At 70.6% G+C, this 26,098-nt stretch carries 27 protein-coding genes and 1 tRNA gene; 7 read left to right on the top strand and 21 right to left on the bottom strand.

Features of this window, described 5'->3' with window-relative positions; genetic code table 11:
* Positions 1-33: 33 nt before the first annotated feature.
* Positions 34-423, bottom strand: a complete 390-nt coding sequence (locus B2W79_RS07300) for a DUF1304 domain-containing protein (protein WP_292788237.1) — start codon at positions 421-423, stop codon at positions 34-36.
* Between the two features lie 98 nt (positions 424-521).
* On the opposite strand from B2W79_RS07300, the gene B2W79_RS07295 reads away from it, so the two are divergent.
* Positions 522-1,115 (top strand): TetR/AcrR family transcriptional regulator, encoded by a 594-nt coding sequence (locus B2W79_RS07295; protein WP_292788236.1) that lies wholly within the window; start codon positions 522-524, stop codon positions 1,113-1,115.
* A 60-nt stretch (positions 1,116-1,175) separates the two neighbouring features.
* Here B2W79_RS07295 and B2W79_RS07290 read toward each other — a convergent pair whose 3' ends face one another.
* Positions 1,176-2,222 (bottom strand): NAD(P)-dependent alcohol dehydrogenase, encoded by a 1,047-nt coding sequence (locus B2W79_RS07290; protein ID WP_071328057.1) that lies wholly within the window; start codon positions 2,220-2,222, stop codon positions 1,176-1,178.
* A gap of 260 nt (positions 2,223-2,482) precedes the next feature.
* Between B2W79_RS07290 and B2W79_RS07285 the strand changes: the two genes are divergently transcribed.
* From B2W79_RS07285 to hrpB, 3 genes are all read left to right on the top strand, one after another.
* A complete protein-coding gene (locus B2W79_RS07285) occupies positions 2,483-2,911 on the top strand; it encodes a MarR family winged helix-turn-helix transcriptional regulator (protein ID WP_025104537.1) in 429 nt (142 codons plus the stop codon).
* 171 nt (positions 2,912-3,082) lie between these two features.
* A complete protein-coding gene (locus tag B2W79_RS07280; RefSeq protein WP_292788233.1) occupies positions 3,083-4,684 on the top strand; it encodes an SPFH domain-containing protein in 1,602 nt (533 codons plus the stop codon).
* 75 nt (positions 4,685-4,759) lie between these two features.
* On the top strand, positions 4,760-7,315 hold the full coding sequence (gene hrpB, locus B2W79_RS07275) for an ATP-dependent helicase HrpB (protein ID WP_292788231.1): 2,556 nt from the start codon (positions 4,760-4,762) through the stop codon (positions 7,313-7,315).
* A gap of 16 nt (positions 7,316-7,331) precedes the next feature.
* On the opposite strand, the gene B2W79_RS07270 is transcribed toward hrpB, so the two are convergent.
* The 4 genes from B2W79_RS07270 to B2W79_RS07255 all read right to left on the bottom strand — a co-directional run bounded on the left by B2W79_RS07270 (position 7,332) and on the right by B2W79_RS07255 (position 11,290).
* Complete coding sequence (locus tag B2W79_RS07270; RefSeq protein ID WP_292788229.1) at positions 7,332-8,066, bottom strand: ABC transporter permease; 735 nt, start codon at positions 8,064-8,066, stop codon at positions 7,332-7,334.
* Positions 8,063-8,848, bottom strand: coding sequence for an ABC transporter ATP-binding protein (locus B2W79_RS07265; RefSeq protein WP_143049223.1), 786 nt, complete (start codon positions 8,846-8,848; stop codon positions 8,063-8,065). Before B2W79_RS07265 ends, B2W79_RS07270 begins: the two co-directional genes overlap by 4 nt.
* A gap of 147 nt (positions 8,849-8,995) precedes the next feature.
* On the bottom strand, positions 8,996-9,592 hold the full coding sequence (locus B2W79_RS07260; RefSeq protein WP_071327631.1) for a TetR family transcriptional regulator: 597 nt from the start codon (positions 9,590-9,592) through the stop codon (positions 8,996-8,998).
* A 204-nt stretch (positions 9,593-9,796) separates the two neighbouring features.
* Positions 9,797-11,290: an L-serine ammonia-lyase, iron-sulfur-dependent, subunit alpha gene (locus tag B2W79_RS07255; protein WP_292788226.1), complete on the bottom strand. Its 1,494-nt coding sequence runs from the start codon at positions 11,288-11,290 to the stop codon at positions 9,797-9,799.
* Positions 11,291-11,426: 136 nt separating this feature from the next.
* Between B2W79_RS07255 and B2W79_RS07250 the strand changes: the two genes are divergently transcribed.
* On the top strand, positions 11,427-11,699 hold the full coding sequence (locus B2W79_RS07250; protein ID WP_292788224.1) for a hypothetical protein: 273 nt from the start codon (positions 11,427-11,429) through the stop codon (positions 11,697-11,699).
* Between the two features lie 91 nt (positions 11,700-11,790).
* On the opposite strand, the gene B2W79_RS07245 is transcribed toward B2W79_RS07250, so the two are convergent.
* The gene (locus B2W79_RS07245; protein WP_292788222.1) at positions 11,791-13,521 is read right to left on the bottom strand and encodes an L-aspartate oxidase; all 1,731 of its coding nucleotides are present in this window, start codon (positions 13,519-13,521) and stop codon (positions 11,791-11,793) included.
* A gap of 71 nt (positions 13,522-13,592) precedes the next feature.
* On the opposite strand from B2W79_RS07245, the gene B2W79_RS07240 reads away from it, so the two are divergent.
* Positions 13,593-14,528, top strand: a complete 936-nt coding sequence (locus tag B2W79_RS07240) for a LysR family transcriptional regulator (protein ID WP_177173779.1) — start codon at positions 13,593-13,595, stop codon at positions 14,526-14,528.
* Between the two features lie 75 nt (positions 14,529-14,603).
* Here B2W79_RS07240 and B2W79_RS07235 read toward each other — a convergent pair.
* The 14 genes from B2W79_RS07235 to B2W79_RS07170 form a co-directional block, all read right to left on the bottom strand.
* Positions 14,604-14,676 (bottom strand) — tRNA-Arg (locus B2W79_RS07235).
* 77 nt (positions 14,677-14,753) lie between these two features.
* The gene (locus B2W79_RS07230; RefSeq protein ID WP_083391611.1) at positions 14,754-15,338 is read right to left on the bottom strand and encodes an asparagine synthase; all 585 of its coding nucleotides are present in this window, start codon (positions 15,336-15,338) and stop codon (positions 14,754-14,756) included.
* 115 nt (positions 15,339-15,453) lie between these two features.
* The gene (locus B2W79_RS07225; protein ID WP_256209342.1) at positions 15,454-16,305 is read right to left on the bottom strand and encodes a hypothetical protein; all 852 of its coding nucleotides are present in this window, start codon (positions 16,303-16,305) and stop codon (positions 15,454-15,456) included.
* A gap of 8 nt (positions 16,306-16,313) precedes the next feature.
* Positions 16,314-16,559, bottom strand: a complete 246-nt coding sequence (locus B2W79_RS07220; RefSeq protein ID WP_025104550.1) for a hypothetical protein — start codon at positions 16,557-16,559, stop codon at positions 16,314-16,316.
* A 103-nt stretch (positions 16,560-16,662) separates the two neighbouring features.
* The gene (locus tag B2W79_RS07215) at positions 16,663-17,322 is read right to left on the bottom strand and encodes a GntR family transcriptional regulator (protein ID WP_071327638.1); all 660 of its coding nucleotides are present in this window, start codon (positions 17,320-17,322) and stop codon (positions 16,663-16,665) included.
* Positions 17,323-17,390: 68 nt separating this feature from the next.
* Positions 17,391-18,032: an NADPH-dependent F420 reductase gene (locus B2W79_RS07210; protein ID WP_071327639.1), complete on the bottom strand. Its 642-nt coding sequence runs from the start codon at positions 18,030-18,032 to the stop codon at positions 17,391-17,393.
* A 59-nt stretch (positions 18,033-18,091) separates the two neighbouring features.
* Positions 18,092-18,526, bottom strand: coding sequence for a Fe-S cluster assembly sulfur transfer protein SufU (gene sufU / locus B2W79_RS07205; RefSeq protein WP_025104553.1), 435 nt, complete (start codon positions 18,524-18,526; stop codon positions 18,092-18,094).
* Positions 18,523-19,830 carry an aminotransferase class V-fold PLP-dependent enzyme gene (locus tag B2W79_RS07200; RefSeq protein ID WP_292788216.1) on the bottom strand — a complete coding sequence of 436 codons (1,308 nt, stop codon included), beginning with the start codon at positions 19,828-19,830 and terminating at the stop codon, positions 18,523-18,525. Before B2W79_RS07200 ends, sufU begins: the two co-directional genes overlap by 4 nt.
* Positions 19,831-19,980: 150 nt before the next feature.
* Positions 19,981-20,784: a DUF1206 domain-containing protein gene (locus tag B2W79_RS07195; protein WP_292788214.1), complete on the bottom strand. Its 804-nt coding sequence runs from the start codon at positions 20,782-20,784 to the stop codon at positions 19,981-19,983.
* Positions 20,785-20,855: 71 nt separating this feature from the next.
* Entirely contained in the window at positions 20,856-21,491 is a 636-nt protein-coding gene (locus B2W79_RS07190; protein WP_292788212.1) for a GyrI-like domain-containing protein, read from the bottom strand.
* An 84-nt stretch (positions 21,492-21,575) separates the two neighbouring features.
* Positions 21,576-22,439 (bottom strand): AraC family transcriptional regulator, encoded by an 864-nt coding sequence (locus B2W79_RS07185; protein ID WP_292788210.1) that lies wholly within the window; start codon positions 22,437-22,439, stop codon positions 21,576-21,578.
* Between the two features lie 84 nt (positions 22,440-22,523).
* On the bottom strand, positions 22,524-22,658 hold the full coding sequence (locus B2W79_RS07180) for a methionine/alanine import family NSS transporter small subunit (RefSeq protein WP_083391612.1): 135 nt from the start codon (positions 22,656-22,658) through the stop codon (positions 22,524-22,526).
* On the bottom strand, positions 22,655-24,274 hold the full coding sequence (locus B2W79_RS07175) for a sodium-dependent transporter (RefSeq protein ID WP_292788207.1): 1,620 nt from the start codon (positions 24,272-24,274) through the stop codon (positions 22,655-22,657). The genes B2W79_RS07180 and B2W79_RS07175 overlap by 4 nt, the downstream gene beginning before the upstream one ends.
* A 49-nt stretch (positions 24,275-24,323) precedes the next feature.
* Positions 24,324-25,115 carry an SDR family NAD(P)-dependent oxidoreductase gene (locus B2W79_RS07170; RefSeq protein WP_292788205.1) on the bottom strand — a complete coding sequence of 264 codons (792 nt, stop codon included), beginning with the start codon at positions 25,113-25,115 and terminating at the stop codon, positions 24,324-24,326.
* Between the two features lie 140 nt (positions 25,116-25,255).
* Between B2W79_RS07170 and B2W79_RS07165 the strand changes: the two genes are divergently transcribed.
* Complete coding sequence (locus tag B2W79_RS07165; RefSeq protein ID WP_292788203.1) at positions 25,256-25,723, top strand: MarR family winged helix-turn-helix transcriptional regulator; 468 nt, start codon at positions 25,256-25,258, stop codon at positions 25,721-25,723.
* Positions 25,724-26,098: the final 375 nt, after the last annotated feature.

Below are 26,098 nucleotides of genomic sequence, written 5' to 3'. Positions count from 1 at the left end.
CGGGTCACGAAGAAAGTAACGGTGCTGCCTGACTCAGACGAGGAGGCCGATGGCGAGCGCGATGACGCCGAGCGCCGGGATGACTCCCTGCTTCAGGGCGGCGGACGCCTTGTCGGGGCTCGACAGCAGCAGCACGAGGCTCGCGGCGACCATCGATCCGGCGCCGGTGAAGACGAGGGTCGCGCCGACGGCCGTCGCTCCCGTGGCGAAGAGGACGATGCCGAGGAGCACGGCGATCGCGAGGAACAGGTTGTAGAAGCCCTGGTTGAAGGCGAGCTCCTTCTGTCGTGCGGCCTCCTCCGCCGTGCCGGTGCCGAACGTGCGGCGAGCGCGCGCGCTGGTCCAGGCGAACGACTCCAGCCAGAAGATGTAGACGTGCACGAGCGCCGCGACGCCGGTGAGCACAAGTCCTGCGATGACCATGGCGGTCCCCCTTCGACGCGGCGCGGCCGCGCATTCTGTATCGGTCGTTACAATATATACTGGATCAAGCGATTCACAAAAGAGCAGGAGCAGGGCGGATGGGGCGCACACAGACCTTCGACACCGCAGAGGTGGTCCGCGCGGCACGTGGCGTGTTCTGGGCGCGCGGCTTCGAGAGCGCGCCCTTGCCGGAGCTCGAGCGCGCGACGGGCCTCAGCCGCTCCAGCATCTATCACGCTTTCGGTTCCAAGCGAGGACTCTTCGACGCCGCCGTCGAGAGCTATCTGGACGAGGTCATCCGCCCGCGCCTCGCCCCGCTGACGGGCGAGGTCGTGGCACCGGAGGCCCTGAGGACCTATCTCGGCGGACTGCGTGCGGCCCTGCTGACGACAGGCAGCCTTCCGGCAACGAGCGGCTGCCTGCTGGTCAACACCGCTGCCGCTCCCATCGGCACCGACGACGCGGTCGCCCGGGTCGTGGCTTCCTATCGCGCGGAGCTCCGTGAGGCGTTCGCCCGCGGCATCGTAGCCGCTCTCCCCGAGCTCGCGGCAACGGAGGTCGACACCCTGGCGGACGCCTGTACGGGGCTCGTGGTCTCCGCCTTCGCCCTCGTGCGCGTGGCCCCCGACGCGGCGGCGAGCGCGATCGATGCGGCGCTCGCCCTCCTCGCCGACCGGCGACGCCGCGACTGAGCGCCGCCCGAAAACAGAGAACGCCCGGGAGGAGATCCTCCCGGGCGTTCGAGGCCGACGTCAGGGGACGATGACGGCGCGTCCGCGGATGCTGTTCGACGCGAGGTCTTCATAGGCCTTCGGGCCGTCGTCGAGCGTGTAGCTCTCGGTCTGGACGTGGATCTTGCCGGCGCGGGCGAGGTCCAGCACCTCGATCAGCTCGGCGCGCGAGCCCCAGTAGGGAATGCGCACGGCTGCGTCATAGGCGATCGAGCCGAAGCCGAGCGTCATGCTGCCTCCGCCGATGCCCACGATCGTGATGTCGGCCTCGAGCGCGGCCACGCTCTGCGCCAGTGCGATCGTCGGGTTCGCGCCGACGAAGTCGAACACGGCGTTCGCGCCGAGACCGCCGGTGAGCTCGCGGATCTTCTCGGCCGCCGACGCGTCGCTGATCAGCACGTGATCCGCGCCGACCTCGGTGGCGAGCTTCAGCTTCTCGTCGTTCACGTCCAGCGCGATGACCGTGGCACCCGAGATGGCCTTGAGGATCTGGATGCCGACGTGGCCGAGCCCACCGGTGCCGATCACGACCGCGACCGTGCCGGCGCCGAGCTTCGGAAGCGAGTTCTTGATCGCGTGGTACGGGGTGAGGCCCGCGTCGGTCAGCGAGACGTTCTGCACGGGGTCGAGATCCCCGAGCGGCACGAGGTGGCGCGCGTCGTCGACGATCATGTACTCCGCCATCGACCCCTGGCTGCCCAGGCCCGGAGGACGGATGCCCTCGGCGGCGGCGTTCGTGCAGTAGTTCTCCTTGCCCATCGAGCAGTTGTGGCAGCGGCCGCAGCCCCACGGCCCGTAGACGGCCACGGCATCCCCGACCTTCAGTGTCGAGTCGACGCCCTCGCCGATCTCATGCACGATGCCGGCACCTTCGTGCCCGAGCGTCAACGGCAGTGGATAACCCTGCTCGTGGTAGTCCTTCTCGGGGAGCCCCATGACGTAGTCGTCGGAGTGGCAGACACCACCCGCGGTGATCTTGAGCAGGACCTGTCCAGGGCCGGGCTTCGGAATCGGGATGTCGACCACCACGGGGGGCTTGCCGATCTCGACGTAGCGGAGAGCTTTCATGAGCATCTTCTTCCTGGCGTCGAGAGGTCTGCCGCGCGGTGCGGAGGCGGGGGCTCTCGAAACCGTCCCCTCCAGTATCCGCCCGAATCATCGTGATGAAACCGTTGCATTCGTTACCTCGCCGTTATACAGTGATCGCACGGTGAATGTTTGCTGTGGCATCCACCGCATGTGATTGCAGGACACTCTTGGTGCAAGGGACAAGGGCCGGTCGGGAGCCTCTCCGACCGGCTCTTTACTGCGCCCGGTACTCTGTGAGGATGACCGATCGGAAGCTCGCGCTGGAGGCCTGGGAAAGCCTCTTCCGCGCGCAGCACGAACTGTTCACCGAGATGGCGGCGGACTTCGACACCGGCGACATCACGCAGGCCGAGTACGACGTGTTGCTCACGGTGACGCGCTCGCCGGAGATGACCGCCCGCCTGCGCGACATCACCGCCAACATGCTCATCAGCCAGCCGAGCGTCTCCCGTCTCGTCGACCGGATGGTGACTCGAGGGCTGGTCGCGAAGTGCGCCGACCCCGACGACGGCCGCGGCGCCCTGATCCGCGCGACGGACGAGGGCGCCCGGGCGTTCCGTGCGCTCGCCACAGTGCACGGCCGGTCGATCGCCGACCGGATGTCACGCCTCGACGACGAGGAGCTGCGTCTGCTGCGCGACCTCGCGGAGAAGCTCCGCACCCGCTGACGGCTCCCTCCCTCCACAGTCGCCGCGGTCGGTGGCGTCTCCACCGACGACGGGATCATGACGGCCGCGACGGTGGCGGGCGTCGCTTTTCTGGCAGGGTGGGTTGCGCACGCCCACATCGACCGTGGGCATATCGGACCGCCCCCTCGGGGGGAACCAGGGAGGTCATCCATGGAGATCGCCGGAATCATCGGCATCCTCACCATCGTCGGGGTCGCGGTCGTCGCCGTGATCGTCGTCCTGCTGATCCTGCTGCTGTTCGCACGCAGCTGGATCAAGGTCGCTCGCGCCGACGAAGCGCTCGTCATCTCCGGACGCAAGCAGAAGGTGCAGCGTGCCGTCATCGGCGCCGACGGCACGAGCAGCTCGGAGATGTCGGAATCGCCCGTCACGGTCATCGTGAACGGCAAGTCGCTCGTCAACCCGATCACCCAGCGCCACGAGATCATCTCCCTCCGGTCGCGGCAGGTGTCGCTCAACGCCGAAGCGCAGTCGCTCGACAACGTGACGCTCAACGTCGACGGCGTCGCGATCGTGAAGATCGGCTCCGACCCGCTGCTGGTGCGTCGGGCCGCCGAGCGCTTCGCCTCCCAGGACAAGGCCATCGAGCAGTTCACCACCGAGCAGCTCGAGGGCGCCCTGCGCGGCATCGTCGCGACGCTCTCCGTCGTGGAGCTCATGCGGGAGCGCAAGAAGTTCTCCGACCAGATCGCCGCCGACGTCTCCCAGGAGCTCGCCGAGCAGGGCCTCATCCTCGACTCCTTCCAGATCAAGGGCATCACCGACAAGGTCGGCTACATCCAGTCCCTCGGTGCCCCGGAGATCCAGGCGAAGCGCCAGGCCGCGGAGATCTCGCAGACCAACGCCGACCGCGCGATCAACCAGAAGAACATCGCGAACCAGGAGGCGAACCTCGTCGAGCAGACCGCGCTCGACACGAACACGGCCAACGCCAACGCCGGAATCGGCCGCGCACGCGCCGAGGCGGAGCAGGCCGAGCAGCTCGCCCGCGCCCAGGCCGAGCAGGCCGTGCTCCAGCAACAGGCCGAGAACAAGCAGGCGCAGCTCGACGCCGACGTCAAGCGCGTCGCGGACGCGCAGCGGTACGAGGCGGAGACCCGCGCCCAGGCCGAGCTCTACACGCGCGAGCGCGCAGCCGAGGCGGCGGCGATCGAGCAGGTCAAGCAGGCCGAGGCGCGCACGCGCATCGCCGAGCAGCAGGCGCAGGCCGACAAGGCGCGCGCCGACGGTGAGGCGGCGGCCGCGATCGCGAAGGCCACCGGTGACGCCGACGCGCTGCGCGCCCAGGCGGAGGCGGAAGCCGAAGCCCGTCGCCTGCGCGCCAACGCCGAGGCCGAGGCGATCCGCGCCGAGGGTGAGGCCCGAGCAGCCGCGGTCGAGGCTGAGGCCAAGGCCATCGCCTCCAACCAGGACGCCTTCCTCTCGCAGCGCGTGCTGGAGGTGCTGCCGTCGATCATGTCGGAGTTCGCGAAGGGGTACGCCGCGATCGGCAGCGTCTCGATCGTCGGCGGGTCCGCCGAGGACGGCGCGTCGAACGTCGTCGGCGCCGACAGCGCGAAGGCGATGCGCTCGGTCTTCGACAGCGTGCACTCCGCGACCGGCCTCGACCTCGCCGGCATCATCCAGGGGCAGGCCGTCGGCCGCGGTTTCGGAGCGGGCGTCGCCGACGCCTCGACTCCCCCGCCCACGCCCCGCGTCTCGACGCCGACCACCCCTCCACCGCCCGCTCCCGCGGCTCCCGCCGCGGAGTAGTCGACACCTCACTGCGGATGCCGCGACCGACACGGTCGCGGCATCCGTCGTCTCCCGACCGGGCAGACTGGACGGATGACGCGCGCCGCCTTCGACCTCGCCACCATCGGCGCCGGTCTGTCCTTCGCGGGCGCCCTCGACGAGCTCTCCGCAGCCCTCGACGCGAGCGGATCCGTGGTCGTGACCGCGCCGCCGGGCACGGGCAAGACGACTCTCGTGCCACCGCTTCTCGCCTCACGAAGCACCGGTCGCGTGATCGTCACCCAGCCGCGCCGCGTCGCCGCACGCGCCGCCGCGCGCCGCTTGGCGTACCTCGACGGCTCCCCGCTCGGCTCCCGGGTGGGCTTCACCGTCCGCGGCGAGCGCACCGCCGGGCCCGACACCAGGGTCGAGTTCGTCACAGCCGGAGTCCTGCTGAGACGGATGCTCGACGACCCGGGACTCGATGGCGTCACTGCGGTCATCATCGACGAGGTGCACGAACGGGCTCTCGAGACGGATCTCCTCATCGGCCTGCTCTCGGAGGTGCGCGAGCTGCGGGATGACCTCGTCGTCATCGCGATGTCCGCCACCCTCGACGCCGAGCGGATCGCCGCCGTCATCGACACCGAGGAGACTCCCGCGCCGATCGTCGACCACGATGTCCCGGCGTTTCCGCTCACCGAGCGTTGGGCGCCGAGTCCCCTGCCCCGCCTCGACGAGCGGGGCGTCACCCGGGGATTTCTCGACCACGTCGCCGGCGTCACCGCATCCGCAGCCACCGAGCTGGTCCATGCGGACCCCGAAGCCGACGTGCTGGTCTTCGCCCCCGGCGCCCGCGAGGTGTCGGAGATCGCCCGACGCGTCCGCTCGCTGAGCGGCGTCTTCGACGTCCGGGAACTGCACGGCCAGATCCCGCCGGCGGAGCAGGACGCCGTGATCCGCGGTCGGGCGTCGGAAGAGCCACCCCGCATCATCGTCACCACCTCCCTCGCCGAGTCGTCTCTCACGGTGCCAGGCGTGCGGCTGGTCGTGGACAGCTGTCTGGCACGGCAGCCGCAGCGCGATGCGTCCCGCGGGATGACCGGTCTGGTCACCACCGCCGCCTCCCGTTCCTCCTGTGTGCAGCGTGCCGGACGCGCGACCCGCCAGGGCCCCGGCACCGTCGTCCGCTGCGTCGACGAGCGCACGTACGCCGCGGCTCCCGCGCGTCCCTCCCCGGAGATCGCCACGGCCGACCTCACCGATGCCGCCCTCCTCCTCGCGTGCTGGGGCGCGCCGGGCGGTGCCGGCCTGCGCATGATCGAACCGCTGCGACCCGACAGTCTCGCCGAGGCTGTCGCCGTGCTCCGTGGTCTCGGGGCGATCGACGACGACGGTCGAGCGACGGCGGAAGGCCGTGCGCTGGCACGGATCCCCACGGATCCGCGGCTGGCCAGAGCGCTGCGGGACGGCCGTCCCGTGGCGGGGAGCCGGCTCGCGGCCGAGGTCGTGGCTCTTCTCGGCGGGGACCATCGCGTCCCGGATGCCGACATCGCCCACGCTCTCGTCGCGTTGCGCGGAGGGGGCACGGCCGAAGCCCGCCGCTGGCGCGAGGAGGCGCGCCGTCTGGAACGCCTGGTCGCTCCGGCGCCGGACACCCGCGCCGGTCTCGACGGCGTCGGTCTCCTCATCGCGCTGGCCTTCCCCGAGCGTGTCGCTCACCGTGTCGAACGCACCGGATCGGGCGCGACCTACCTGCTGGCGTCCGGCACCCGGGCCGGAGTGAGCGGTCCCCTCGCCGCGTCGGAATGGCTCGCCGTGGCCGACGTCGCCCGAGCCTCGTCCCGGGCGGCAGCCGGCTCCGGTGCGGTCATCCGCTCCGCAGCCGTACTCACCGAGGAGCAGATGGAGCGTGCATCGGGCCCTCTGATGACCGATCGTGTCGAGGCCGAGTTCGTCGGAGGTCGGGTACAGGCCCGCCGCGAACGCCGGATCGGTGCGATCCTGCGGTCGTCGGTGCCGGTGCGCGCCGCGGCCGCGGAAGGCCGGGATGCCGTGGGCCGAGCACTACGACGCGACGGCCTCGGCATGTTCACGTGGTCCGATGGGGCGGACGCCCTGCGGCGTCGACTCGCACTGCTGCGACGCGAGCTCGGCGAGCCCTGGCCCGAGGTGTCGGACGCGGGTCTGCTCGAATCCCTCGACGCGTGGCTGGCACCGGAGCTCGACGCTCTGGCGACCGGCACCCCCGTCGGCCGGCTGGACCTCATGTCCGCCCTTCGTCGTCTGCTGCCCTGGCCCGAGGCCGTGCACCTCGATGCCCTCGTCCCGGAGCGGCTCGAGGTGCCCAGCGGCTCCCGCGTACGCATCACCTATCCGGAACCCGACGGGGATCCGACCGCACGCCCGGTCGTCGCGGTGAAGCTGCAGGAGTGCTTCGGGTGGGCGGAGACTCCCCGGTTGGTGGACGGCCGCGTCCCCGTTCTCTTCCACCTGCTGTCCCCGGCGGGGCGGCCGCTCGCCGTCACAGACGACCTCGCCTCGTTCTGGTCGGGTCCCTATGCCCAGGTACGCGCCGAGATGCGCGGCCGCTACCCCCGGCACCCCTGGCCCGAAGACCCGTGGGCCGCCGTGCCGACGAAGCACACCAAGAACCGCGCCGCCCGCTGACCCGCGCGATCGCTGCTCAGCCTGTGCGCCGCCGCAGCGTGAGCGCGGCGAGCACCAGGGCGCCGACGGCGAAGGCCACGACGACGAGCAGCGGGCCGAACACGTCCCAGCCCTCGTCGCCCGCCGCGACCGCGTTGATCGTGTCGATCGCGTAGCTCAGCGGCAGCCAGTCGGAGATGGCATACAGCACGTCGGGCATCTGGTCCCGCGGCATGAACAGACCGCCGAGGATGATCTGCGGGAACACCAGCAACGGCATGAACTGCACCGCCTGGAACTCGGTCTGGGCGAACGCGCTCGCCAGGAGCCCCAGCGCCGTGCCGAGCAGGGCATCGACCACCGCGACGAGACCCAGCTGCCACAGCGGCCCGTCCACGTCGAGCCCGCACACCCCGACTGCGAACGAGACCGTGATCACCGCCTGCAGCAGAGCCATCAGCCCGAACGCGAGCGCGTACCCGAGGATGAAGTCGGCCTTCTCGAGCGGCGTGGTCATCAGCCGTTCGAGCGTGCCGGAACGGCGTTCGCGCAAGGTGGTGATCGACGTGATGAGGAACATCACGATGAACGGGAACAACGCCAGGATGGCACCACCGAATTGGTCGAACACGCCGTCCTGCTCGCTGAACAGCCAGGCGAAGAGACCGACGAGCAGGCTCGGGGCGATGAGCATCAGGGCGATGGACCGCGGGTCGTGTCGGAGCTGCGTGAGCACTCGGCCGGCGGTCGCGAACAACCGTCGGCCGTTCATGTCCCGTCCTCCTCCTGGCGTTCCTGGGCTTCTCGGCGTGCGCGCCTGGTGGTCGCGGTGTCGGCGGCTCTGTCGCGTTCGATCAGCGCCAGGAACGCGGCTTCGGCGTCGGTCGTGCCGGTGTCGGCGAGCAGGGACGACGGCGTGGTGTCGGCGATGATCCTCCCCTCCCGCATCAGCAGCAGTCGGTCGCAGCGCACCGCCTCGTCCATCACATGGCTCGAGACGATGAGCGTGACGCCCCGGTCGGCCAGCCGGCGGAACAGGGTCCAGAGCTCCGCGCGCAGCACGGGGTCAAGGCCGACGGTCGGCTCATCCAGCACGATGAGCTCGGGGGCGCCGATCAACGCGACCGCGAGCGATACCCGCGTCGCCTGGCCGCCGCTCAGCGCGTCGACGAGCTGCCCCGCCTGCGCGCCGAGACCGACCTCCTGGATGACCCGGTCGACGTCGCCCTTCGGCGCCTTCAGGAGCGAGGCGAAGTAAGCGAGATTCTGCCGCACGCTGAGATCGCCGTAGACCGAGGCGCCCTGCGTGCCGTACGCGACACGGTGCCGGAGCCGGCGAGACCCGCCCGGCTCGCCGAGAACGGTCACGTCACCGGACGCGATCCGCTGCACACCGACGATCGACCGCAGGAGCGTGGTCTTGCCGCACCCGGAGGGGCCGAGGAGACCCGTGATCTGGCCGCGGGGCACGGCGAGATCGATGCCGTCGAACACGGACACGGCCCCACGCCGCACGCGGAGCTGCGTGATCTCGACGGCCGCATTATTCATCATGCGATGAATTATGCGCCTCCCCTCGTCGGGCGTCAACGATTCTCGGGCGGGCACGGCTTCGGAGCGCCGGATCGACACGCCGCCGGCGGCCCGTGCGGCTCGGCGCGGCGGCCGAGATCTCCGAAGCTGTGCCCGCCGCGGCGAGGGTCAGTCGAAGAGGTAGCGCTGGACGGTGGGGCCGACGCGGCCGACGAGCTCGTCGACGGAGGCGCCGGCGAGCGCGGGAAGCTGCAGGACGTAGCGGCCGATGAGCATGCCGGCGATCTGCGAGGCGACGAGTGCGGCGCGGAGGTCGGCGTCCTGCACATCGAGGCGGCGCGCCACGCGGGAGAGCAGTTCGCGGGAGAGGAAGCCGGCGAGCAGGGGGGTCGTCAGCCTGCTCCCGATCGCCGTGCGCAGGAGCAGCACCCCGCGGCGGCGCACGTCGGGCTTCTCGAAGGCGTCGAGCACATAGCGCACGAGCCGCGCCCCCGCCTGGGCCTTCGGCCCCGCGAGGATCTCCGGGACGTCGAGGTCGGGGCGCAGCGGTATTCCGGCGGCCTCGGCGAACAGGTCGGCCTTGGTGCCGAAGTAGTGGTGGACGAGCGCGGAGTCGACCCCAGCCCGGGCGGCGATCGACCGCACCGTCGCGCCGTCGTACCCCTGCGCCCCGAACTCGTCGACGGCCGCGGACACGATGCGCTCGCGGGAGTCGGTGCCGCCGCGCGGGCGCCCGCGTCGTCTCGGCGCCTTCTGCTCGGTCATGCCCGTCAGCCTACGGCCCCGCGGATCCTCGCTCACCGAGCAGATGCGTCGTCGCCGCTCCCGGTCCCCGTTTCAGTCCCTCGCACAGCACCTGCGCGAACGCACCTCTCCCTCCTCCGTCGAGCCACCCCTCTGCGTGCCTGCCACCCCTCTCCGTGCGCACGCAACGGGCCGGGGCGCGCGAAAGGGGGTGGGTCGGCGAGGTCAGCACTCGATGACGTTCACCGCCAGACCACCCTCGCTGGTCTCCTTGTACTTCGTCGACATGTCGAGACCCGTCTGGCGCATCGTCTCGACGACGGCATCCAGCGAGACGTAATGGCTGCCGTCGCCCCGGAGCGCCAGGCGGGCGGCGGTGACGGCGGTCGACGCGGCGATCGCGTTGCGCTCGATGCACGGGATCTGCACGAGTCCCCCGATCGGGTCGCACGTGAGGCCGAGGTGGTGCTCCATCGCGATCTCCGCGGCGTTCTCGATCTGTCGGTTCGTGCCACCCATCACCGCGGTGAGCCCGCCCGCGGCCATCGCGCACGCGGAGCCGACCTCGGCCTGACACCCGCCCTCGGCGCCGGAGATCGAGGCATTGGCTTTGAACAGTGAACCGAGCGCGGTGGCCGTCAACAGGAACCTGCGGATGCCCCGGCGGCGGTTCGCCTCGGCGATCTCCTCATCCGCCCCGTCGAGCGCGGGAGCAGACGGCGGGGCGCCGTCGAACCCGAGCAGCGCACTGCCGACGAGCTCCCCGTACGGCGTCACCGCGTTCCCGGCGCCGAGTCCCGAGTCGGCGAGGAAGCGCCACCAGTACATCGCCACCGCCGGGAGGATGCCCGCCGCGCCGTTGGTCGGGGCCGTCACGACGCGGCCGCCCGCCGCGTTCTCCTCGTTCACGGCGAGCGCGAACGCGCCGAGCCACTCGCCGGGCAGCTCGCGGTGCCCATCGGCTTCGACCGCCTCGAGCTGCGCGCGGATCGTGCCGGCACGGCGCTTCACCTGCAGCATGCCCGGAAGGATGCCGTCGGTGTGCAGACCGGCGTCCACGCAGCCCGCCATGGCATCCCAGATCGCATCGAGGCCGGCGGCGACCTCCTCCTCGCTCCGCAGCGCGGTCTCGTTGCGGCGGGCGACCTCGGCGATGGACAGTCCGAGGTCGTCGCACACCGCGAGGAGCGAGGCGGCATCGGCGTAGGGATGGGGGAAGGCGCCGGTCGCGAGGTGCGCCTCCTCCCCCTCACGCCGGATGAAACCTCCGCCGATCGAGTAGTACGTCTGCTCGAACAGGGTGGTCCCGTCGGCATCACGGGCGATGAGCGTCATGGCGTTCGGGTGTCCCGGGAGTCGGGTCCGAGGAGCGAACACGATGTCGTCCTTCCGGAACGGCACCGCTCGGGTGCCGTCGATCTGCAGCGGCTCCCCCACCGGGTACGCCGACCACGCCGCGCGGACCGCCGCCGGGTCGCACGTCTCCGGTGCGAGACCACGAAGCCCCGCGACCACCGCGTCCGGGGTGCCGTGGCCGATGCCGGTGGCGCCAAGCGAGCCGTACAGCGTGCACTCGACGCGGCTGACACGGTCGAGCTCGCCGGAGGCGGTGAGCTGCCGCGCGAAGTCGAGGGCCGCGCGCATGGGTCCGACGGTGTGCGAGCTGGACGGGCCGACGCCGATGGAGAAGAGGTCGAAGGCCGAGACGTACGCAGTCACCCCTCCAGGCTACGCCGAGTTCGGGATTCCGGTTCACCGCGATTAACCGCGCGGCCGACGGGTCCGCGTCAAGGCCCTTCATCTCCCGGAGAGTCCGAGGCAGGCTATGGGGACGACATCGCAGAAAGGGACGATCATGACCGACAGCACTCCCGAACCGACCGCGAACGACGACCTCTCGCCCGAGGCGCAGACCCCCACCCCGACCCCGGCCTCCGACACCGCGGAGGGCGAGGCGACGACGCCGGAGCAGGCGGACTCCCCCGAGGACGCGGACCCGGCCGAGGTGCCGAGCACCGAGGAGCTGGAGGAGCCCAGCACCGAGAAGTCCCCCGGCGAGGAGCCGAAGGCCCCGAAGCGCGACGACCCGGAGCCTGACCACGAGGCCGTCGGCCTCGGCGTCGACTGATCCCTCCCCGAGACCCCGCACTACCGTCGAGACCCCGCCCTGCTGATGCGTGCAGGGCGGGGTCTCGACGCGAAAGCGAGGTCTCGGCGGACTACTCGACGAGCTTGCCGGTCGTGTCGACGTCGCGCATGAGCTCGGCGATCTCGTCGGGGATCGCGGGGATCTCCTCGCGCGTCACGCCGGCGGTCGGCGACCACACGAGGTTCACCTGCAACGTGGGATCGGTGTCCGGGAAGTCGCTGCGATTGTGGCATCCCCGTGTCTCCCGACGCTCCCGCGCCGCCTCCAGCGTGGCTCGGGCCGCGAGCGCGGAGGCCTTGAGGTCGAAAGCGTGGGCGAGGTCCTGGAATCCGGCGATGTCCGGGTGGATGCCGATGTCCTCCATCCGCCCCTCGATCATGTCGAGGTCCGCGAGTCCCGCCTTCAGGCCTTCTTCCGACCGCACCACGCCCGCGTACTCCGTCATGAGGTTGCGGATCGCGCGCTGCAGAGCCCGCACGTTCTCGCGCCCCTCCGCGGCGAGGAGGTCGTCGATCTCGGCGCGGGCGGCGGCGACCGCATCAGCCGACCGGCGCTGGGCGTCGAGCCCCGCGGCGTGGGCCATCGCGGCCTGACCGACGATCCGACCGTAGACGAGCAGCTCGATGAGGGAGTTCCCGCCGAGACGGTTCGCGCCGTGGAGTCCGCTCGATGCCTCCCCGATCGCGTACAGCCCCCCGACGTCGGTCTGGTGGTCGTCCGGCCGCACCCACACACCGCCCATCGAGTAGTGCGCGGTCGGCGCGATCTCGATCGGATCCGCCGTGATGTCGAGCATCTGCAGCTCCATCATCGTCTGATAGACGCGCGGAAGCCGGGTCATGATGGTCTCGCGGGGCAGGTGCGACACGTCGAGCCAGACGCCGCCGTTCACGGTGCCGCGCCCCTCCTGGATCTCGGTGTAGGCGGCGAGCGCGACCCGATCCCGCGTCGACAGCTCCATCCGCTCGGGGTCGTACTTCGCCATGAACCGTTCGCCGAGTGCATTGCGGAGGATGCCGCCTTCGCCGCGCGCCGCCTCCGAGATGAGGGTGCCTGCGGCGTTCTCGGGCTCGATGATGCCGGACGGATGGAACTGCACGAGCTCCGGATCGCGGAGTCGCGCCCCCGCCTCGACCGCGAGCCGGAAGGAGTCGCCGGTGTTCTCGTCGCGCCGCGACGACGTGCGACGCCAGATGCGGTTGTGCCCACCGGCGGCGAGGATCACGGCGTCCGCATGGATGAGGTAGCGCGTGCCGTCCGCCTGGTCGAACCCGTAGGCGCCGAAGACGACGTTGTCACGCACGAGGAGGCGGGTGATGTAGACGTTGTCGAGGATGGGCACGTCGAGCTGCTCGGCACGGGCGACCAGCGTCCGCTGGATCTCGAGGCCCGTGTAATCGCCGGCGAAGGCCGTGCGCCGGTACGTGTGCGCGCCGAAGAAGCGCTGAGAGATGCGGCCGTCGCCTTCGCGGGCGAAGTCCATGCCCCAGCGCTCGAGGTCGCGGATGCCGCGTTCGGCGCCCTGGGTGACGATCTGGACGGTGTGGGGGTTGGCGAGGAGGTAGCTCTCCTTGATCGTGTCCGCCGCGTGCTGCTGCCAGCTGTCCTCGGCGTCCATCGTGCCGAGCGCCGCGTTGATACCGCCCGCCGCGAGCGACGTGTGGGCGTCCTGCCGCGGACGTTTGCCGACGGCGAGCACGTCGACGCCGTGTTCGGCCACCTCGATCGCGGCGCGGAGCCCGGAGCCTCCGGTGCCGATCACGAGGACCGTGGTGGAGATCTGTCGTTCGGGTGCATTCATGCTCTCGACGCTAGTTAGGCGATCCTAATAACTCCAATGCATAGTTCGTCTGGAAACCATGCGGGTACGCTATGGATATGAACCTCGAGCAGCTCCGCGGGTTCGTCGAAGTCGCCCGCCTCGGCCACTTCACCCGCGCCTCCGAGCACCTCCATCTCGCGCAGCCCTCGCTGAGCCGTCAGATCTCGACCCTCGAGCGGGAGCTCGGCGCCGAGCTGTTCCATCGCGCCCGCGGCCACATCGCCTTGACGGCCGCCGGCGAGACGGTCCTTCCCCGCGCGCAACGCATGCTCGCCGAAGCCGACGCCATCCGCGACGAGGTGGCCGAGCTCGCGGGACTCCGTCGCGGCCGCGTGCGCCTCGGCGCTCCGCCCACCCTCTGCATCAGCCTCGTCGCGGAAGCCCTCAGCGCGTTCCATGCCGCACACCCCGGCATCGACCTGCACCTCACCGAAGGAGGCTCCCGGCTGCTCGTCGAGCAGCTCGCCGTCGGTGCCGTCGACATCGCCCTCGTCACCCAGTCCGAGGGGCCGGTGCCCGCGGGAGTCAGCCTCACGCACATCCCGCTGCTCGCGGAGGAGCTCGTGGTCATCTCGTCGGCGGCCGCACCGCCGGTCACCCACGGCCCGTCCGTGAGCCTGGCGCACCTCGCGACCCTCCCGCTCATCCAGTTCGATGAGAGCTACGAGCTGCGCGCCGCGATGGACGCCGCCTTCCGTGCCGCGGACCTCACTCCGACGCTCGCGCTGGAGGGTGCGGAGATGGATGCGGTGCTGCGCTTCGTCGAACGAGGCGTCGGGGTCGCGGTGGTCCCGGCGATGGTGCTGTACGAACGCCCCGCGCTGCGGTCGGCGCGCCTCGACCACCCGGCGATGTCCCGGACGATCAGTCTCGCCCATCGCTCCGACGTCACCCCCGCGGTCGCGGTGGCCGCGATGCGCACGGCCATCATGGCCACGGCGGCCGACCTCGCCGAGCGCGACCCGGCGATCACCAGCCTGCTCTGACCGGAGCATGTGTCCGGGACAGCGAAAACCCCCGCCGCTTCCGCGACGGGGGTTTCGTACTGTCTCAACACAGTGTGCGCCTCGAGGGACTCGAACCCCCAACCTTCTGATCCGTAGTCAGATGCTCTATCCATTGAGCTAGAGGCGCAGGACCCGCGGTGCTTTACCGCTCAGCGGGCCGACGACCAGCCTACAACAGACGAGACCGGAAAGCGAAACGAGGGCTCAGTCGCCCTTCGCGGCCGCCTTCTCCTGCTTCTTCCGCCGCTTCTCCCTGGCCCGCTGCTGCGACGAGAGCGCCTGGAGATCGACCAGTCGCAGCGCCTGCATCCGCGCTTCGCGCATACGTGCGTAGTCGGGATCCTGGTCAGGTCGCATGCCCTCGACGCGCAGTCGACGGTCGAGATTGTGCCGCACATCGGCCCAGGCCGCCGCGCGCGCCTCCTCGACGATGCTCTCCAGCTGGGCACGGTCGTCCATCATCTCTCGCAGACGCTGTGCGACGCCGAGCGACTGCTTGGCCCGCCGCCGGAGATTGCGCACGTCGCGGTCACGGTAGTCGTGGGTGCCCACCGGATCGGAATGCCGACCGCGGGCGCGCTTGCGCAGAGCCGTGACCGTGGCGGCGGCCTCCTCCGACTCCGCAGCCATCGCCCCGAGCGCAGCCCTCGCATCCTCGACGTACTTGTCGAGGTCGAAGACGCCGTCCTCGGCGATGGTGCCGATGAGGATGTGGTTCTTCACGGCGAGGCGCGCAGCGGCCGTCGCGATCGCGACGCCTTCGGCGATGGCATCCGCAGTCCGTCCCACCGGCACCTCCTCCTCTCGAGCGTACCGGTATGGATGCCGCGCAGTCTCGGCCGGAATCGCTCCGGATCAGCATGCCGCAGACGTCCGACATCGGCAGGCGGCATCGGGCCGAGGCTCAGCCGACGACGCCGACCCAGATACCCGAGGCCCAGGCCTGCTGCTCACCGGAGCACCCGACCGCCCCCGGGAAGCCGCGGACGACAGCCATGCAGTTGGCGAGGAACTCCGGATCGCCGCCGAACATCGCCCCGTACGCGTCCGAGGAGGTGAGGGTGCCCCAGACCCGGAACTGATAGATGTGAGCCAGCTCATGCGCCATCGCCCAGTTCAGGCGCCCCTCGCTCCAGCCGGTGATGTCGGCGCGGTACTTGATGTAGCCGTTGCTGTTGGCGCAGGCGGGCGCGGTGCCACCCGCACAGGCCGACGACTCGTACAGTCCGACGCCCCCGCCGCCGACCCTGTCGAGGGCGGCGCGCACCCGCGCGTAGCCGTCCGGCCCGCTCGACGCCCAGGCGGGTCCGCCGAGACCGGCGCTCTGCGACGCCTGCCACCCGGCCACCTCGGTGCCGACCTTCTGCGTGAGCGCCTCCACCGTCGCGGTCGCCGCGACCACGGTGTCCGGGTCATGGCGCTCGGCGCGCACAGTCTCCTGGGCGGACCGGGCGGACGCGAGCTGCGCCGCTGTGTCGACCTTGCCGTCCGCGCCCTGGAGGACGGCGGCCAACGTCGAGAGCTCCTCCAGGAATGCCGGCCGCACCGCCAGCACGGCAGCCCGATCCTCGGCGTCCTGCTCGGCCCGCGCCACGGCGCCGGACAGGTGGTCGGTGCGCTGCGCGGCGTCGTAGGACCGGTTGGCCAGCACGGAGAGCTCGGCCACCGCCTCCGCGCGCTCCTGGTCCAGCGCGTCGGATCGCGCGACGGCGGCCGCCGCGACGAGCACGGCCGCCGACACCGTCACTGCGAGCACCCGCCGCCTCACGGCAGGAAGCCCGTCGTGTCGTTCAGCTCGGCGTCCTGCTCCGCGATGCGCGACCGCAGAGCGGTGAGACGTTCCGCCAGTTCGAGGTTCTCGGCCTGCGACTCCGCGAGCACCTGCTCGATCCGCGCGATCTCCGCCTTCACGGCGGCGACACCGGCGGCGCGCTCCTGATCGGCCACCACCAGGAGCGCAGCACCTCCGAGCAGGAGGATCCCCCCGACGACGACAGCAAGACTTCGCATCTCGCTCCCCAGGACAGCGCGAACAGACCGGACCGACTCCGACCGGACAAGGATACAACCGGGTCTCCGCGCGGTGGGGTGCGTCTTCGTGGAGGGTGGCGCGTCAGCCGGAAACCGTACGCGTCAGCCGGCGTTCGGCCGCGGAATGCCCGCTCGCCAGGTGCGCGGGGACGATCCGTCGCAGCGCCTCGACATCGCGTGCACGGACGGCTTCGAGGATGACGCGGTGCTCCTCCGCCATCGCCTCCAGGTCGTCGTGCTGTCCGAACAGCCAGCGCAAGCGCGTCAGGAACACGGCGATGAGCTCGCCGAGCATCTCGTTGCCCGCCAGGTCGACGGCGACCTCATGGAACGCCGCGGCCGCCGTCCGGGCGGTCTCCGCGTCGCCGGCCCGGGCCGCGGCGACCTCGCGCTCGTACGCCTCGCTCAGTCGGGCGAGCCCTTTCGCATCGTGGCGTTCGGCCGCGAACACGAAGATGAGGGTCTCGATCGCCTCGCGCACCTCCGCGAAGTTGCGGATGTCGTCATGGGTGAATTCCCGTACCACGGCCCACGTCCGGGGCCGTGCGACGACCACGCCCTCCGCGACCAGCGTGCGGATGGCTTCCCGCACCGGGAGTCGGGACACATTCAGCTCGGCGGCGATATCCCGCTCCACCAGCCGGGAACCGGGCGCGCGCCGACCCAGCACGATGTCGTCTCGGAGGATCCTCGTGACCCTGACCGACTCGAGTTCCCCGCCTACCCCCACAGCCCCCGCCATCCGGGCATTGTCGCACCCCGGCCCGGGATTGGCCAAGTTTGGTATCCCAGACCGGGGCGCGCGCCGCGTCAGGGAAGACGGTTCGCCCGCGCGACGTTCTCCGCCAGCTCTTCCGCGTTCTGCCGGATGACATACGCCGGACGGTCACGCTCGACGCGCCACGACTCGCTGAGCGGGCCGACGTTGACCGTGTCGAAACCGGCCTCGTCGTAGAAGCGGGTGACGAAGGCCACGGCCTCCGCGTCGTCCCCGGCCGTGGCCAGCGCGCGACGGTTCGGCGTACCGGCCGGGCTCCCGTCTGTGGTGATCTCGGCGGCGTAGATGTGGTTGAACGCCTTGGCGATCTTCGAGTCCGGGAGCTGCGCCTGCACGAGCTCGGACGTGGTGGTCTCGCCCTTGTCGAGGGCCTCGATGTGCCCGTCGCGCTCGAAGTAGTAGTTGTTCGTGTCGAGCACGATCTTGCCGGCGAGCTGCGCGGCGGGAAGCTGATCGATCGCGTGCAGCGGCACCGTCACCACGGCCACGTCCGCCGCGGTGGCCGCCTCCTCCGCCGTCGCCGCCTTCGCGCGCGGCCCGAGCTCTGCGACGAGATCGGCCAGGGTCTCCGGCCCTCTCGAGTTCGCGATCACGACGTCATAGCCGTTGGCCACCGCCACACGGGCGACCTGGCTGCCGATGTTGCCTGCTCCGATGATTCCGAGAGTTGTCATGCTCTGGCCAACGCCTGCCGGCCGATGCTATTCCCGTCGAGAACGGCAGGCGAACGCGGTCAGAGGCGCGTGAGCGCGTCCTCCGCCGCGACCCAGGCGAGCATCGCGCACTTCACGCGCGCCACGTACCGCGACACTCCCCCGAGCGCCGCGGCGTCGCCGAGCAGCTCCTCGTCCGGCTCGATCGTGCCACGGGAGCGCATCGCCTCGCGGAAGGCGGCGATGCGCACCTCGAGCTCGTCCACAGTGAGGCCCTCGGCGAGCTCGGCGAGCAGGGACGCGGACGCCTGGGAGATGGCGCACCCGTGTCCCTCCCACGCGATCGCCTCCACCCCGCCGTCGGCGCTGCGATGCACCTGCAGGGTGATCTCGTCGCCGCAGGTCGGGTTGAGCTGATGCGACTGCGCGGGGATCTCCTCGCGGAGGCCGAACCCGTGCGGCGTGCGCGAGTGGTCGAGGATCAGCTCCTGATACAGGCTCTGCAGGTCGCTCATGCGCCCCTCCCGAAGAACGCGATCGCCCCGGCGACCGCCTCGATGACGGCGTCCACCTCGGACGCGGTGGTGTACAGGTAGGTGCTCGCCCTCGTCGATGAGGTCACACCCAGCCGACGGTGCAACGGCTGGGCGCAGTGGTGACCGACGCGCACCGCGATGCCCTGGTCGTCGAGGAACTGCCCGACGTCGTGCGAGTGGATCCCCGCCACGTCGAAGCTCGCGAGCCCCACGCGCGGCAGCTCGATGCCCGCGCCCAGGACCCGCACGCCGTCGATCGCCTCGAGCCCTTCGACGAGACGCTGCCCGAACGCGGCCTCGTGCGCGGCGATGCGCTCCATCCCGACCGCGGAGAGGTAGTCGACCGCGGCGGCGAGCGCGATCGCCTGGGACACCCGCTGCGTGCCCGCTTCGAAGCGCTGCGGCGGCAGCAGGTACTCGGCCGCGGTCGTGGTCACCGTCGTGATCATGGAGCCGCCCGTGAGGAACGGGGGCATCGCGGTGAGGACCTCGCGACGGCCGTAGAGCGCGCCGATTCCGGTGGGGCCGAGCATCTTGTGGCCGGAGAGGACCGCGAAGTCGACGCCGAGCGCGTGCAGGTCCAGCGGGAGGTGCGGAGCCGACTGGCAGGCGTCGAGCAGGGTGAGGGCGCCGACCGCCTTGGCCAGCGCGACGAGAGTCTCGACGGGGTTGATCACGCCCAGCACGTTCGACACGTGGGTGAAGGCCACGAGCTTCGTGCGCTCCGAGATGATTTCCGCGGCCGCATCCAGCCGCAGGGCCCCGTCGTCGTCGAGCGGGATGACCCGGAGCGTGGCCCCGGTGCGCGCAGCGAGCTCCTGCCAGGGGATGAGGTTGGCGTGGTGCTCCATCTCGGTGGTGACGATCTCGTCCCCTTCGCGGAGCCGGAGAGGCTCGGCCGCGGCACCACCCCGGCCGAGGGAGGCGTTGGAGAGGGAGTAGGCGACGAGGTTGACCGCTTCGGTGGCGTTCGAGGTCCAGACGATCTCGTCGTCATCGGCGCCCACGAACCGGGCGAGGGTGCTGCGGGCGTCCTCGAAGAGCTCGGTCGCCTCGGCGGCCAGCGTGTGGGCGCCGCGGTGGACGGCCGCGTTCATGGTGGTGGCGAAGCGGCGCTCGGCGTCGAGCACGGACTCCGGACGCTGCGACGTCGCCCCCGAGTCGAGGTACGCCAGCGGATGGCCGTGGACGCGGGTGTGCAGGATCGGGAAGTCCTCGCGGATCCGCTGCACCTCGGTCTCGGTCAGCGGGGTGATCACGTCGACTCCGGGAGAAGCGCTCATCGTTCCAGTCTCCCATCTTCCGGCCGACCGGGGTCCGGCTCCGGGCGGGCACAGCTTCGGAGACGGAAGGAGACACGCGGGGCTGCACGGCTGCCGAGCCGCGTGTCGGCAACGATCTCCGAAGTCGTGCCCGGCGGCAGCGCGGGCGAACTAGGACATGCGGGCGAGGCGGGCACGCACAATGCAGAAGGCGCCGTACAGGGCGAAGCCGACGCCGACGGCGCCGAGGATGAGCCGGCCGAACGGCAGACTGAGGAGGCTGTGCAGAGCGGCGTCGAGACCCGCAGCGCGTTCCGGGTCCTGCGTCACGGCCGCCACCACGAACAGCACCCCGGTGACCCCCACCGCGACGCCCTTGCCGATGTAGCCCACGATGCCGAGCGCCATCACGCCGGCGCGGGCAGCTCCGGTCGGCACGTCGATGAGCTTGCGGAAGGAGCGCATGATCCCGCCGATGATGAAGCCGATGCCGACACCGATGACGCTGAGACCGATCACCACGAGCAGCGCCACCCCGCCGGGTGCGGCGAGGACCACCTGGCTCAGGGTCTTCGAGGCGTCGGAGGACTCCGCGCGGCCGCCCAGCGCGTAGACGAGCGCGAGGCCGGCGATCACGAGGTAGGTGCCGGAGATGCCGAAGAGCTTGAGGCGCTTGCCCCACTTCTTCGTCTCGGCGGGGTCGGCGGCGAGGAACCCGCTCGCGACCTGCCACACGGCGAGCGCGAAGAGACCGACGGCGATCGCGAGCAGCAGCAGTCCGCCGATGGGGTTGTTGCGCACCTGCTCCATCGCGCCGTCCTGGTCGGCGTCCCCCGACCCGCCGGCCGCGATCGTGATGGCGATCGCGCCGATGATGATGTGGATGATGCCGAGGACCACGAATCCCGCGCGGGCGGTCCGCCGGAACGCGGTGGAGTCCTTCGCCACGCGTGCCGCATGCTTGACGGTGCTCATCCTCGAAGAGTATCCGCCGCAGACCGCCGGAATCAGGGGGTTGCTTTCCGAGCGCCCGGTGCGGAACGCGCTCAGGTGATCCGTTCCACCGGCTGCCGCAGGATGGTGCGCAGCTTCTCCGGGGCGGTGCGACGACGGTCACTGAGATAGATCTCATGGTGCCGCCCGCGCAGCCGCAACCCGTTCTCCGGGACGAGTCGCTCGTGCAGCTCCTCCAGCACGGGGCCCTCGTCGTCGAACGGCCCGATGTGCAAAGTCTGCACGCAGAGGCCCTCGTCGAGGACCTCCCGCCGGACGGCGGCCAGTGCCGGGAGCTCGTCCCCCTTCTTCGCGCTCTTCGCCGCGACCGTCTCGACCGCGTGGTCGAACAGGGCGGGAGTGACGTGGTCGCCCACCATGATCATGAGCGTCCAGAGCCACGTGGACTTGTCGCGTCGGGTGGTGAATGACGCCATGTCGGGCGCGTGCCACAGGCCTTCCAGGGGCATCACGACCTGATCGATGCCGAGCTCGGCCCGGCTGGCGAACTTGAGGGTGTACGCCAGGGGGTAGAGCGCCGCGACCGCATCGACGAAGGCCGGAGCGGTGTTCGGATCGCCGGCGCCGTCGACCATCAGATAGGTCAGCGGCGGCACCTCGAGGACACGGAAGGCACCCCGCTTCGCCTGATACGCGTCGAGCGTCTTCTTGGGATCGATCGCTGTCATGGCCTGCCTCCGGGTCGTCGTGCGGTCAGTGTGCCACCGGCCACGGACATCGGGTCGAGCCCTCGGGCCCGACCCGATGCGCGGTCAGCTCTGCTCGACGGGGAGCCAGAGCTCGCAGGAAGCCGTGTCGCCGGTGAACTCGCGATAGCGGACGACCGACGGCCCGGGCCGCAGCCGCCACGGGTTGGACGGGAACCACTCGGTCGCCGTCGCCGCCCACAGATTCTGCAAAGTCTCCGGGAACGGTCCGCTCGCGCCGAACACGGCCCAGGTGCCCTCCGCCACGCGCAGGGCGTCGAGGTCGTCGGGAACCGCGGTGTCGTCGCGCACGGCTACCCCGTGCAGGTACGTCAGCGGCGTTCCCTCCAGGGCATCCGGATCGATGTCGGCGGTCACGGCGAGGATGCCCGCGGGCTCCTCGTCGCCGAGGGCTTTGAGGCGGGCGTGCTCCTCCGGCGGGATGGCGGCGATGTGCGCCTGGATGTGCGGATTGACGCCGACGTGGACGAGCGGGACCTCCGCGGCATGGCCGACGAGGACGAACGCAGGGCGGTGGGTGATGGTGACATCCATCGGGGTGCTCCCTTCGACGCTCAGGCGGAACCGGAGCGTGGGTTGTGTGCGGAGAGGGCCCCCGTGCCGACGCGCGTCTGCCGGCCCGATGCCGTGCACGGCGCGGAACGCCCGGGCGAACGCCTCGGTCGACCCGTAGCCGTGCCGAACGGCGACGGCGAGCAGACTCGGTGCACCGGCGGCGAGCTCCGCGCCGGCGCGCGTCATCCGACGACGCCGCACGTACTCGGTCAACGGCATCCCGGCGAGCGCCGAGAACATCCGGCGCAGGTGGTACTCGGTGGTGCCGTGCGCACGGGCGAACGCGGCGACGTCGATCTCCTGACCGTGGTCCGCCTCGACGAGGTCGACCAGGGCGTTGAGCGTGCCGATCACAGGGGTCCTCCTTTCCCCCTCATCGTCTCGCCGCCGCCTCTCCGCGCACCCGACCGTTCCGGCCCGATGCGATCGGGTCGGGGATCAGAGCTCGACCGGGACCGCGGGCTCCGTGTCCTCCACCTCCGGGTGACGGGCGAGGTTCACCACGGCCGCAAGGAGGCCGCCCCACACCGTGACCATGGCGATGATCATCATGACGATCGCGGTGGTGGTCATGCGCCCGCTCCCTTCGTCTGCGCCGCCGGGACGGCGATGCTCGTCGTCTCGGGGTCGGCGGCGTACTCCTCCTGGTCCAGGAAGTCGTCGTAGCCGACGTCGTCCTTGGCGCGCGAGCGCCTGCTCCACGGCACCAGCGACAGCAGCACTCCCCCGATCACCAGGGTGATGACCATGCCCCAGCCGAACACGCCGAGGAACCAGCCGGGGTAGCCGCTGTACGGCTCGGCGATCTTCGTCAGGAGTTCCGTGATCAGCAGGTAGCCGAGCACGAGCGGGGCCAGCACGCCCACCAGCAGGCGCCAGAGCAGCCCGACCCGGAAGCTGGATCGCCGGTTCAGGTGCTCCTGCAGCTGCGGCAGCCGGTGCAGCACCCAGGCCACGACGATCACCGCGACGAGGGCGACTGCCATGATGCCGAAGGCGTTGACGAAGGCGTCGGTGGTGTCGAGCACCGACAGCGCGGTGGTGGTGGAGAAGAGGGCCATCGAGATGACGGCGAGCGGGATGGAGACGATGAGGGTGGTGCGCACCCGTCCCCACCCGAGCTTGTCCTGCAGGGCGGCCACGATCACCTCGAGGATCGAGATGAGCGAGGTCACCCCCGCGAAGACGAGGGCACCGAAGAACAGCACGCCGATGATCGACCCGCCGGTCGCCTGCGACACGATCGTGGGGAAGGCGACGAACGCGAGACCGATGCCCGAGGTCGCGACGCCGGAGACATCCGTGCCCTGCGCCTGGGCCATGAACCCGAGGGCGGCGAACACGCCGATGCCGGCGAGGATCTCGAAACCGGAGTTGGCGAACGCGACCACGAGACCGGAGCCGGTGAGATCGGTCTTGCGCTTGAGGTAGGACGCGTACGTCACCATGATCCCGAACGCGACGGACAGCGAGAAGAAGATGTGGCCGTAGGCGGAGGCCCACACGGCCGGGTCGGCGAGCGCCTCCCAGTTCGGCGTGAAGAACGCGTTGAGGCCGTCCAGAGCGCCGGGGAGGAAGAGCGCCTGCACCACGAGCACCGCGAACATGAGGGTGAGCAGCGGCATCAGGATCATGTTGGCGCGCCCGATGCCGCGCTTGACGCCGAGCGCCATGATGATGATGACGATCAGCCACACCGCGATCAGCGGCAGCCCCACCTGCGGCACGAACTCCGCGGACAGGCCGACCTTCGCGACGTCGGCGGACTTCAGGAAGTCGACGAAGAAGAAGTCGTTCTCGTTGCCCGCACCCCAGGTGAGCTGCGCGGAGAACCAGGTGTACATGCCCGCCCACGCGACGATCACGGCGTAGTACACCGCGATGACGACGCAGATCAGCACCTGCCACCAGCCCAGCGGTTCGGCGGCCCGGTGCAGGCGTCGGAACGCGAGGGGCGCGGAGCCCCGGAACCGGTGGCCGATCGCGTAGTCGAGGAACAGCAGCGGGATGCCGGCGGTCAGCAGCGCGCACAGGTACGGAATGAGGAACGCACCGCCGCCGCCTTCATAGGCGACGTAGGGGAAGCGCCAGATGTTCCCGAGACCCACGGCCGAGCCGATCGCCGAGAGGATGAACACGTTCCGCGAGCCGAAAGCCTCGCGCTGCGGGGTCTGGGTCGGTTCAGGCATGCCCGCGAGGATACCCGAACCGGGACACCCCGGCGACCCGCCCACGCGCTCACAGCATCGCGGTCAGCACCCCGCCATCCGCCCGCAGCGCGGCGCCGTTCGTCGCCGATGCGCGGACGCTGGAGAGGTAGACGACGAGGTCGGCGACCTCGGCCGGATCGAGGAAGCGCCCCAGCAGTGTGGTCGTGTTCTGTCCGATGATCGCCTCCTTCATCACCTCCTCGGAGACGGACCGGGCCTCGGCGACCGCGGCGACGCTCGCCGCGACCCCCTCCGAGTAGGTCGGGCCGCCCAGGACGGTGTTCACCGTCACGCCGGTGCCGCGGGTGAGTTTGGCCAGCCCGTTCCCGAGCGCGATCATCGCGGCCTTCGTCACGCCGTAGTGCACCATGTCGGCCGGGACGTTGACGCCGGACTCGCTGCTGACGAAGACGATGCGCCCCCAGCCCCGTTCCCGCATCCCCGGCAGGAGGGAGCGGGAGAGACGCACGCCGCTCATCACGTTCACCTCGAAGTAGCGCGCCCAGTCCGCATCGGCGACGTCCGCGAAGTCGGCGAGACCGAAGAGACCGACGTTGTTGACGAGGATGTCGACGTCACCGAGCCGCTCCGTCAGCCGCGCCACCTGCGACGGGTCGGTGAAGTCCGCGGCGATCCCGGACACGGTCACCTCCGGGTGCGCGAGGGCCAGCACGCCGACCGCTGCGTCGACCCGTCCCTCGTCACGACCGTTGATCACGACATCGACACCCTCGGCGGCGAGAGCGGACGCGACCGCGTATCCGATCCCCTGGCTCGATCCGCTGATGAACGCCCTCTTGCCGCGCAGCCCCAGTTCCATCCGTCTCCCTCTCACTTCCGCGGACCTCCCGCATCACTTGCCTGAGCAAGTCATACTAGTCACATCTCACTTTCCTGAGCAAGCGAAGAGCACGGCTCGACCGCTACGGTGGAGGAATGTCGTCATCCTCCCCCGCCCCCTTGAGCACTGAAGAGATGGACGTCTGGTCGGCACTCGCGACGCTCCTCGAACGGCTCCCCGCGGCCCTCGACGCGCAACTGCAGCGCGACAGCGGACTGACCCACTTCGAGCACGGCATCCTCTACGCCCTCGATGCGGCACCGGAGCGCACGCTCCGCCTCAGTGTCCTCGCGGGCTACGCGAACAGCACGCTGTCCCGACTCTCCCGTGCGGTCACCCGCCTGGAGGCGAAAGGCTGGATCCGGCGCGAGGTCGATGCGGAGGACGGGCGCTTCACCCTCGGCATCCTCACCGACGCCGGCCACCGGAAGGTCGAGGAGTCGACCCCCGCACACCAGGCCCTCATCCGCCGCGTCGTCTTCGACACCCTGACCCGGGCGCAGGCCCGGCAGCTCGGCGCGGCGAGCCGGAAGATCTCCGCCGCGCTCTCCCCCGACCCGACCTGGGCGCCGGGGGCGCAGGGGTGAGGAGGACCCGCCCGCAGGCGAGAACACGAAAGCCCCGGCGAGCGGACTCGCGCCGCTGCGGAGGGTCCGTGAGCTCGCAGGCAAAGACCCGTTGGAACCTGCTTAGCACTGAAGGCCCCCTGGTGCACGGCGGAGTCTTTGCACAAGCACTCGCGACTGAAGCGGCGAGCCCACTGCCGGGCGTAGGCGCCGCATCCGCGGCAAGATTCGGGGCCGAGACGCTGCGCGCCAGCGCCACCTCGCAGCAACCCGGATTCAGCGCAGTCAGGATAGTGATCTGTGCCAATCGCCGGGCGCGACACAATGGCGCCGCTTCAGTCATACGGCGGACAAACGGCGCCAGCCGCCGAGGTGCAGCATCGTCCTGGGCTTGAA

Source organism: Microbacterium sp. UBA7513, from assembly GCF_002478345.1.
GTDB lineage: Bacteria > Actinomycetota > Actinomycetes > Actinomycetales > Microbacteriaceae > Microbacterium.
The sequence above is the reverse complement of the archived record's forward strand: the minus strand, read 5'-3'. Positions and strand labels throughout refer to the sequence as shown.

Bases quoted from the DNA above. Each gene is read 5' to 3' on its own strand.
- B2W79_RS07300 (WP_292788237.1), bottom strand. From the start codon at position 423: ATGGTCATCGCAGGACTTGTGCTCACCGGCGTCGCGGCGCTCGTGCAC.
- B2W79_RS07295 (WP_292788236.1), top strand. From the start codon at position 522: ATGGGGCGCACACAGACCTTCGACACCGCAGAGGTGGTCCGCGCGGCA.
- B2W79_RS07290 (WP_071328057.1), bottom strand. From the start codon at position 2,222: ATGAAAGCTCTCCGCTACGTCGAGATCGGCAAGCCCCCCGTGGTGGTC.
- B2W79_RS07285 (WP_025104537.1), top strand. From the start codon at position 2,483: ATGACCGATCGGAAGCTCGCGCTGGAGGCCTGGGAAAGCCTCTTCCGC.
- B2W79_RS07280 (WP_292788233.1), top strand. From the start codon at position 3,083: ATGGAGATCGCCGGAATCATCGGCATCCTCACCATCGTCGGGGTCGCG.
- hrpB (WP_292788231.1), top strand. From the start codon at position 4,760: ATGACGCGCGCCGCCTTCGACCTCGCCACCATCGGCGCCGGTCTGTCC.
- B2W79_RS07270 (WP_292788229.1), bottom strand. From the start codon at position 8,066: ATGAACGGCCGACGGTTGTTCGCGACCGCCGGCCGAGTGCTCACGCAG.
- B2W79_RS07265 (WP_143049223.1), bottom strand. From the start codon at position 8,848: ATGATGAATAATGCGGCCGTCGAGATCACGCAGCTCCGCGTGCGGCGT.
- B2W79_RS07260 (WP_071327631.1), bottom strand. From the start codon at position 9,592: ATGACCGAGCAGAAGGCGCCGAGACGACGCGGGCGCCCGCGCGGCGGC.
- B2W79_RS07250 (WP_292788224.1), top strand. From the start codon at position 11,427: ATGACCGACAGCACTCCCGAACCGACCGCGAACGACGACCTCTCGCCC.
- B2W79_RS07245 (WP_292788222.1), bottom strand. From the start codon at position 13,521: ATGAATGCACCCGAACGACAGATCTCCACCACGGTCCTCGTGATCGGC.
- B2W79_RS07240 (WP_177173779.1), top strand. From the start codon at position 13,593: ATGGATATGAACCTCGAGCAGCTCCGCGGGTTCGTCGAAGTCGCCCGC.
- B2W79_RS07220 (WP_025104550.1), bottom strand. From the start codon at position 16,559: ATGCGAAGTCTTGCTGTCGTCGTCGGGGGGATCCTCCTGCTCGGAGGT.
- B2W79_RS07215 (WP_071327638.1), bottom strand. From the start codon at position 17,322: ATGGCGGGGGCTGTGGGGGTAGGCGGGGAACTCGAGTCGGTCAGGGTC.
- B2W79_RS07210 (WP_071327639.1), bottom strand. From the start codon at position 18,032: ATGACAACTCTCGGAATCATCGGAGCAGGCAACATCGGCAGCCAGGTC.
- sufU (WP_025104553.1), bottom strand. From the start codon at position 18,526: ATGAGCGACCTGCAGAGCCTGTATCAGGAGCTGATCCTCGACCACTCG.
- B2W79_RS07200 (WP_292788216.1), bottom strand. From the start codon at position 19,830: ATGAGCGCTTCTCCCGGAGTCGACGTGATCACCCCGCTGACCGAGACC.
- B2W79_RS07195 (WP_292788214.1), bottom strand. From the start codon at position 20,784: ATGAGCACCGTCAAGCATGCGGCACGCGTGGCGAAGGACTCCACCGCG.
- B2W79_RS07190 (WP_292788212.1), bottom strand. From the start codon at position 21,491: ATGACAGCGATCGATCCCAAGAAGACGCTCGACGCGTATCAGGCGAAG.
- B2W79_RS07180 (WP_083391612.1), bottom strand. From the start codon at position 22,658: ATGACCACCACCGCGATCGTCATGATGATCATCGCCATGGTCACGGTG.
- B2W79_RS07175 (WP_292788207.1), bottom strand. From the start codon at position 24,274: ATGCCTGAACCGACCCAGACCCCGCAGCGCGAGGCTTTCGGCTCGCGG.
- B2W79_RS07170 (WP_292788205.1), bottom strand. From the start codon at position 25,115: ATGGAACTGGGGCTGCGCGGCAAGAGGGCGTTCATCAGCGGATCGAGC.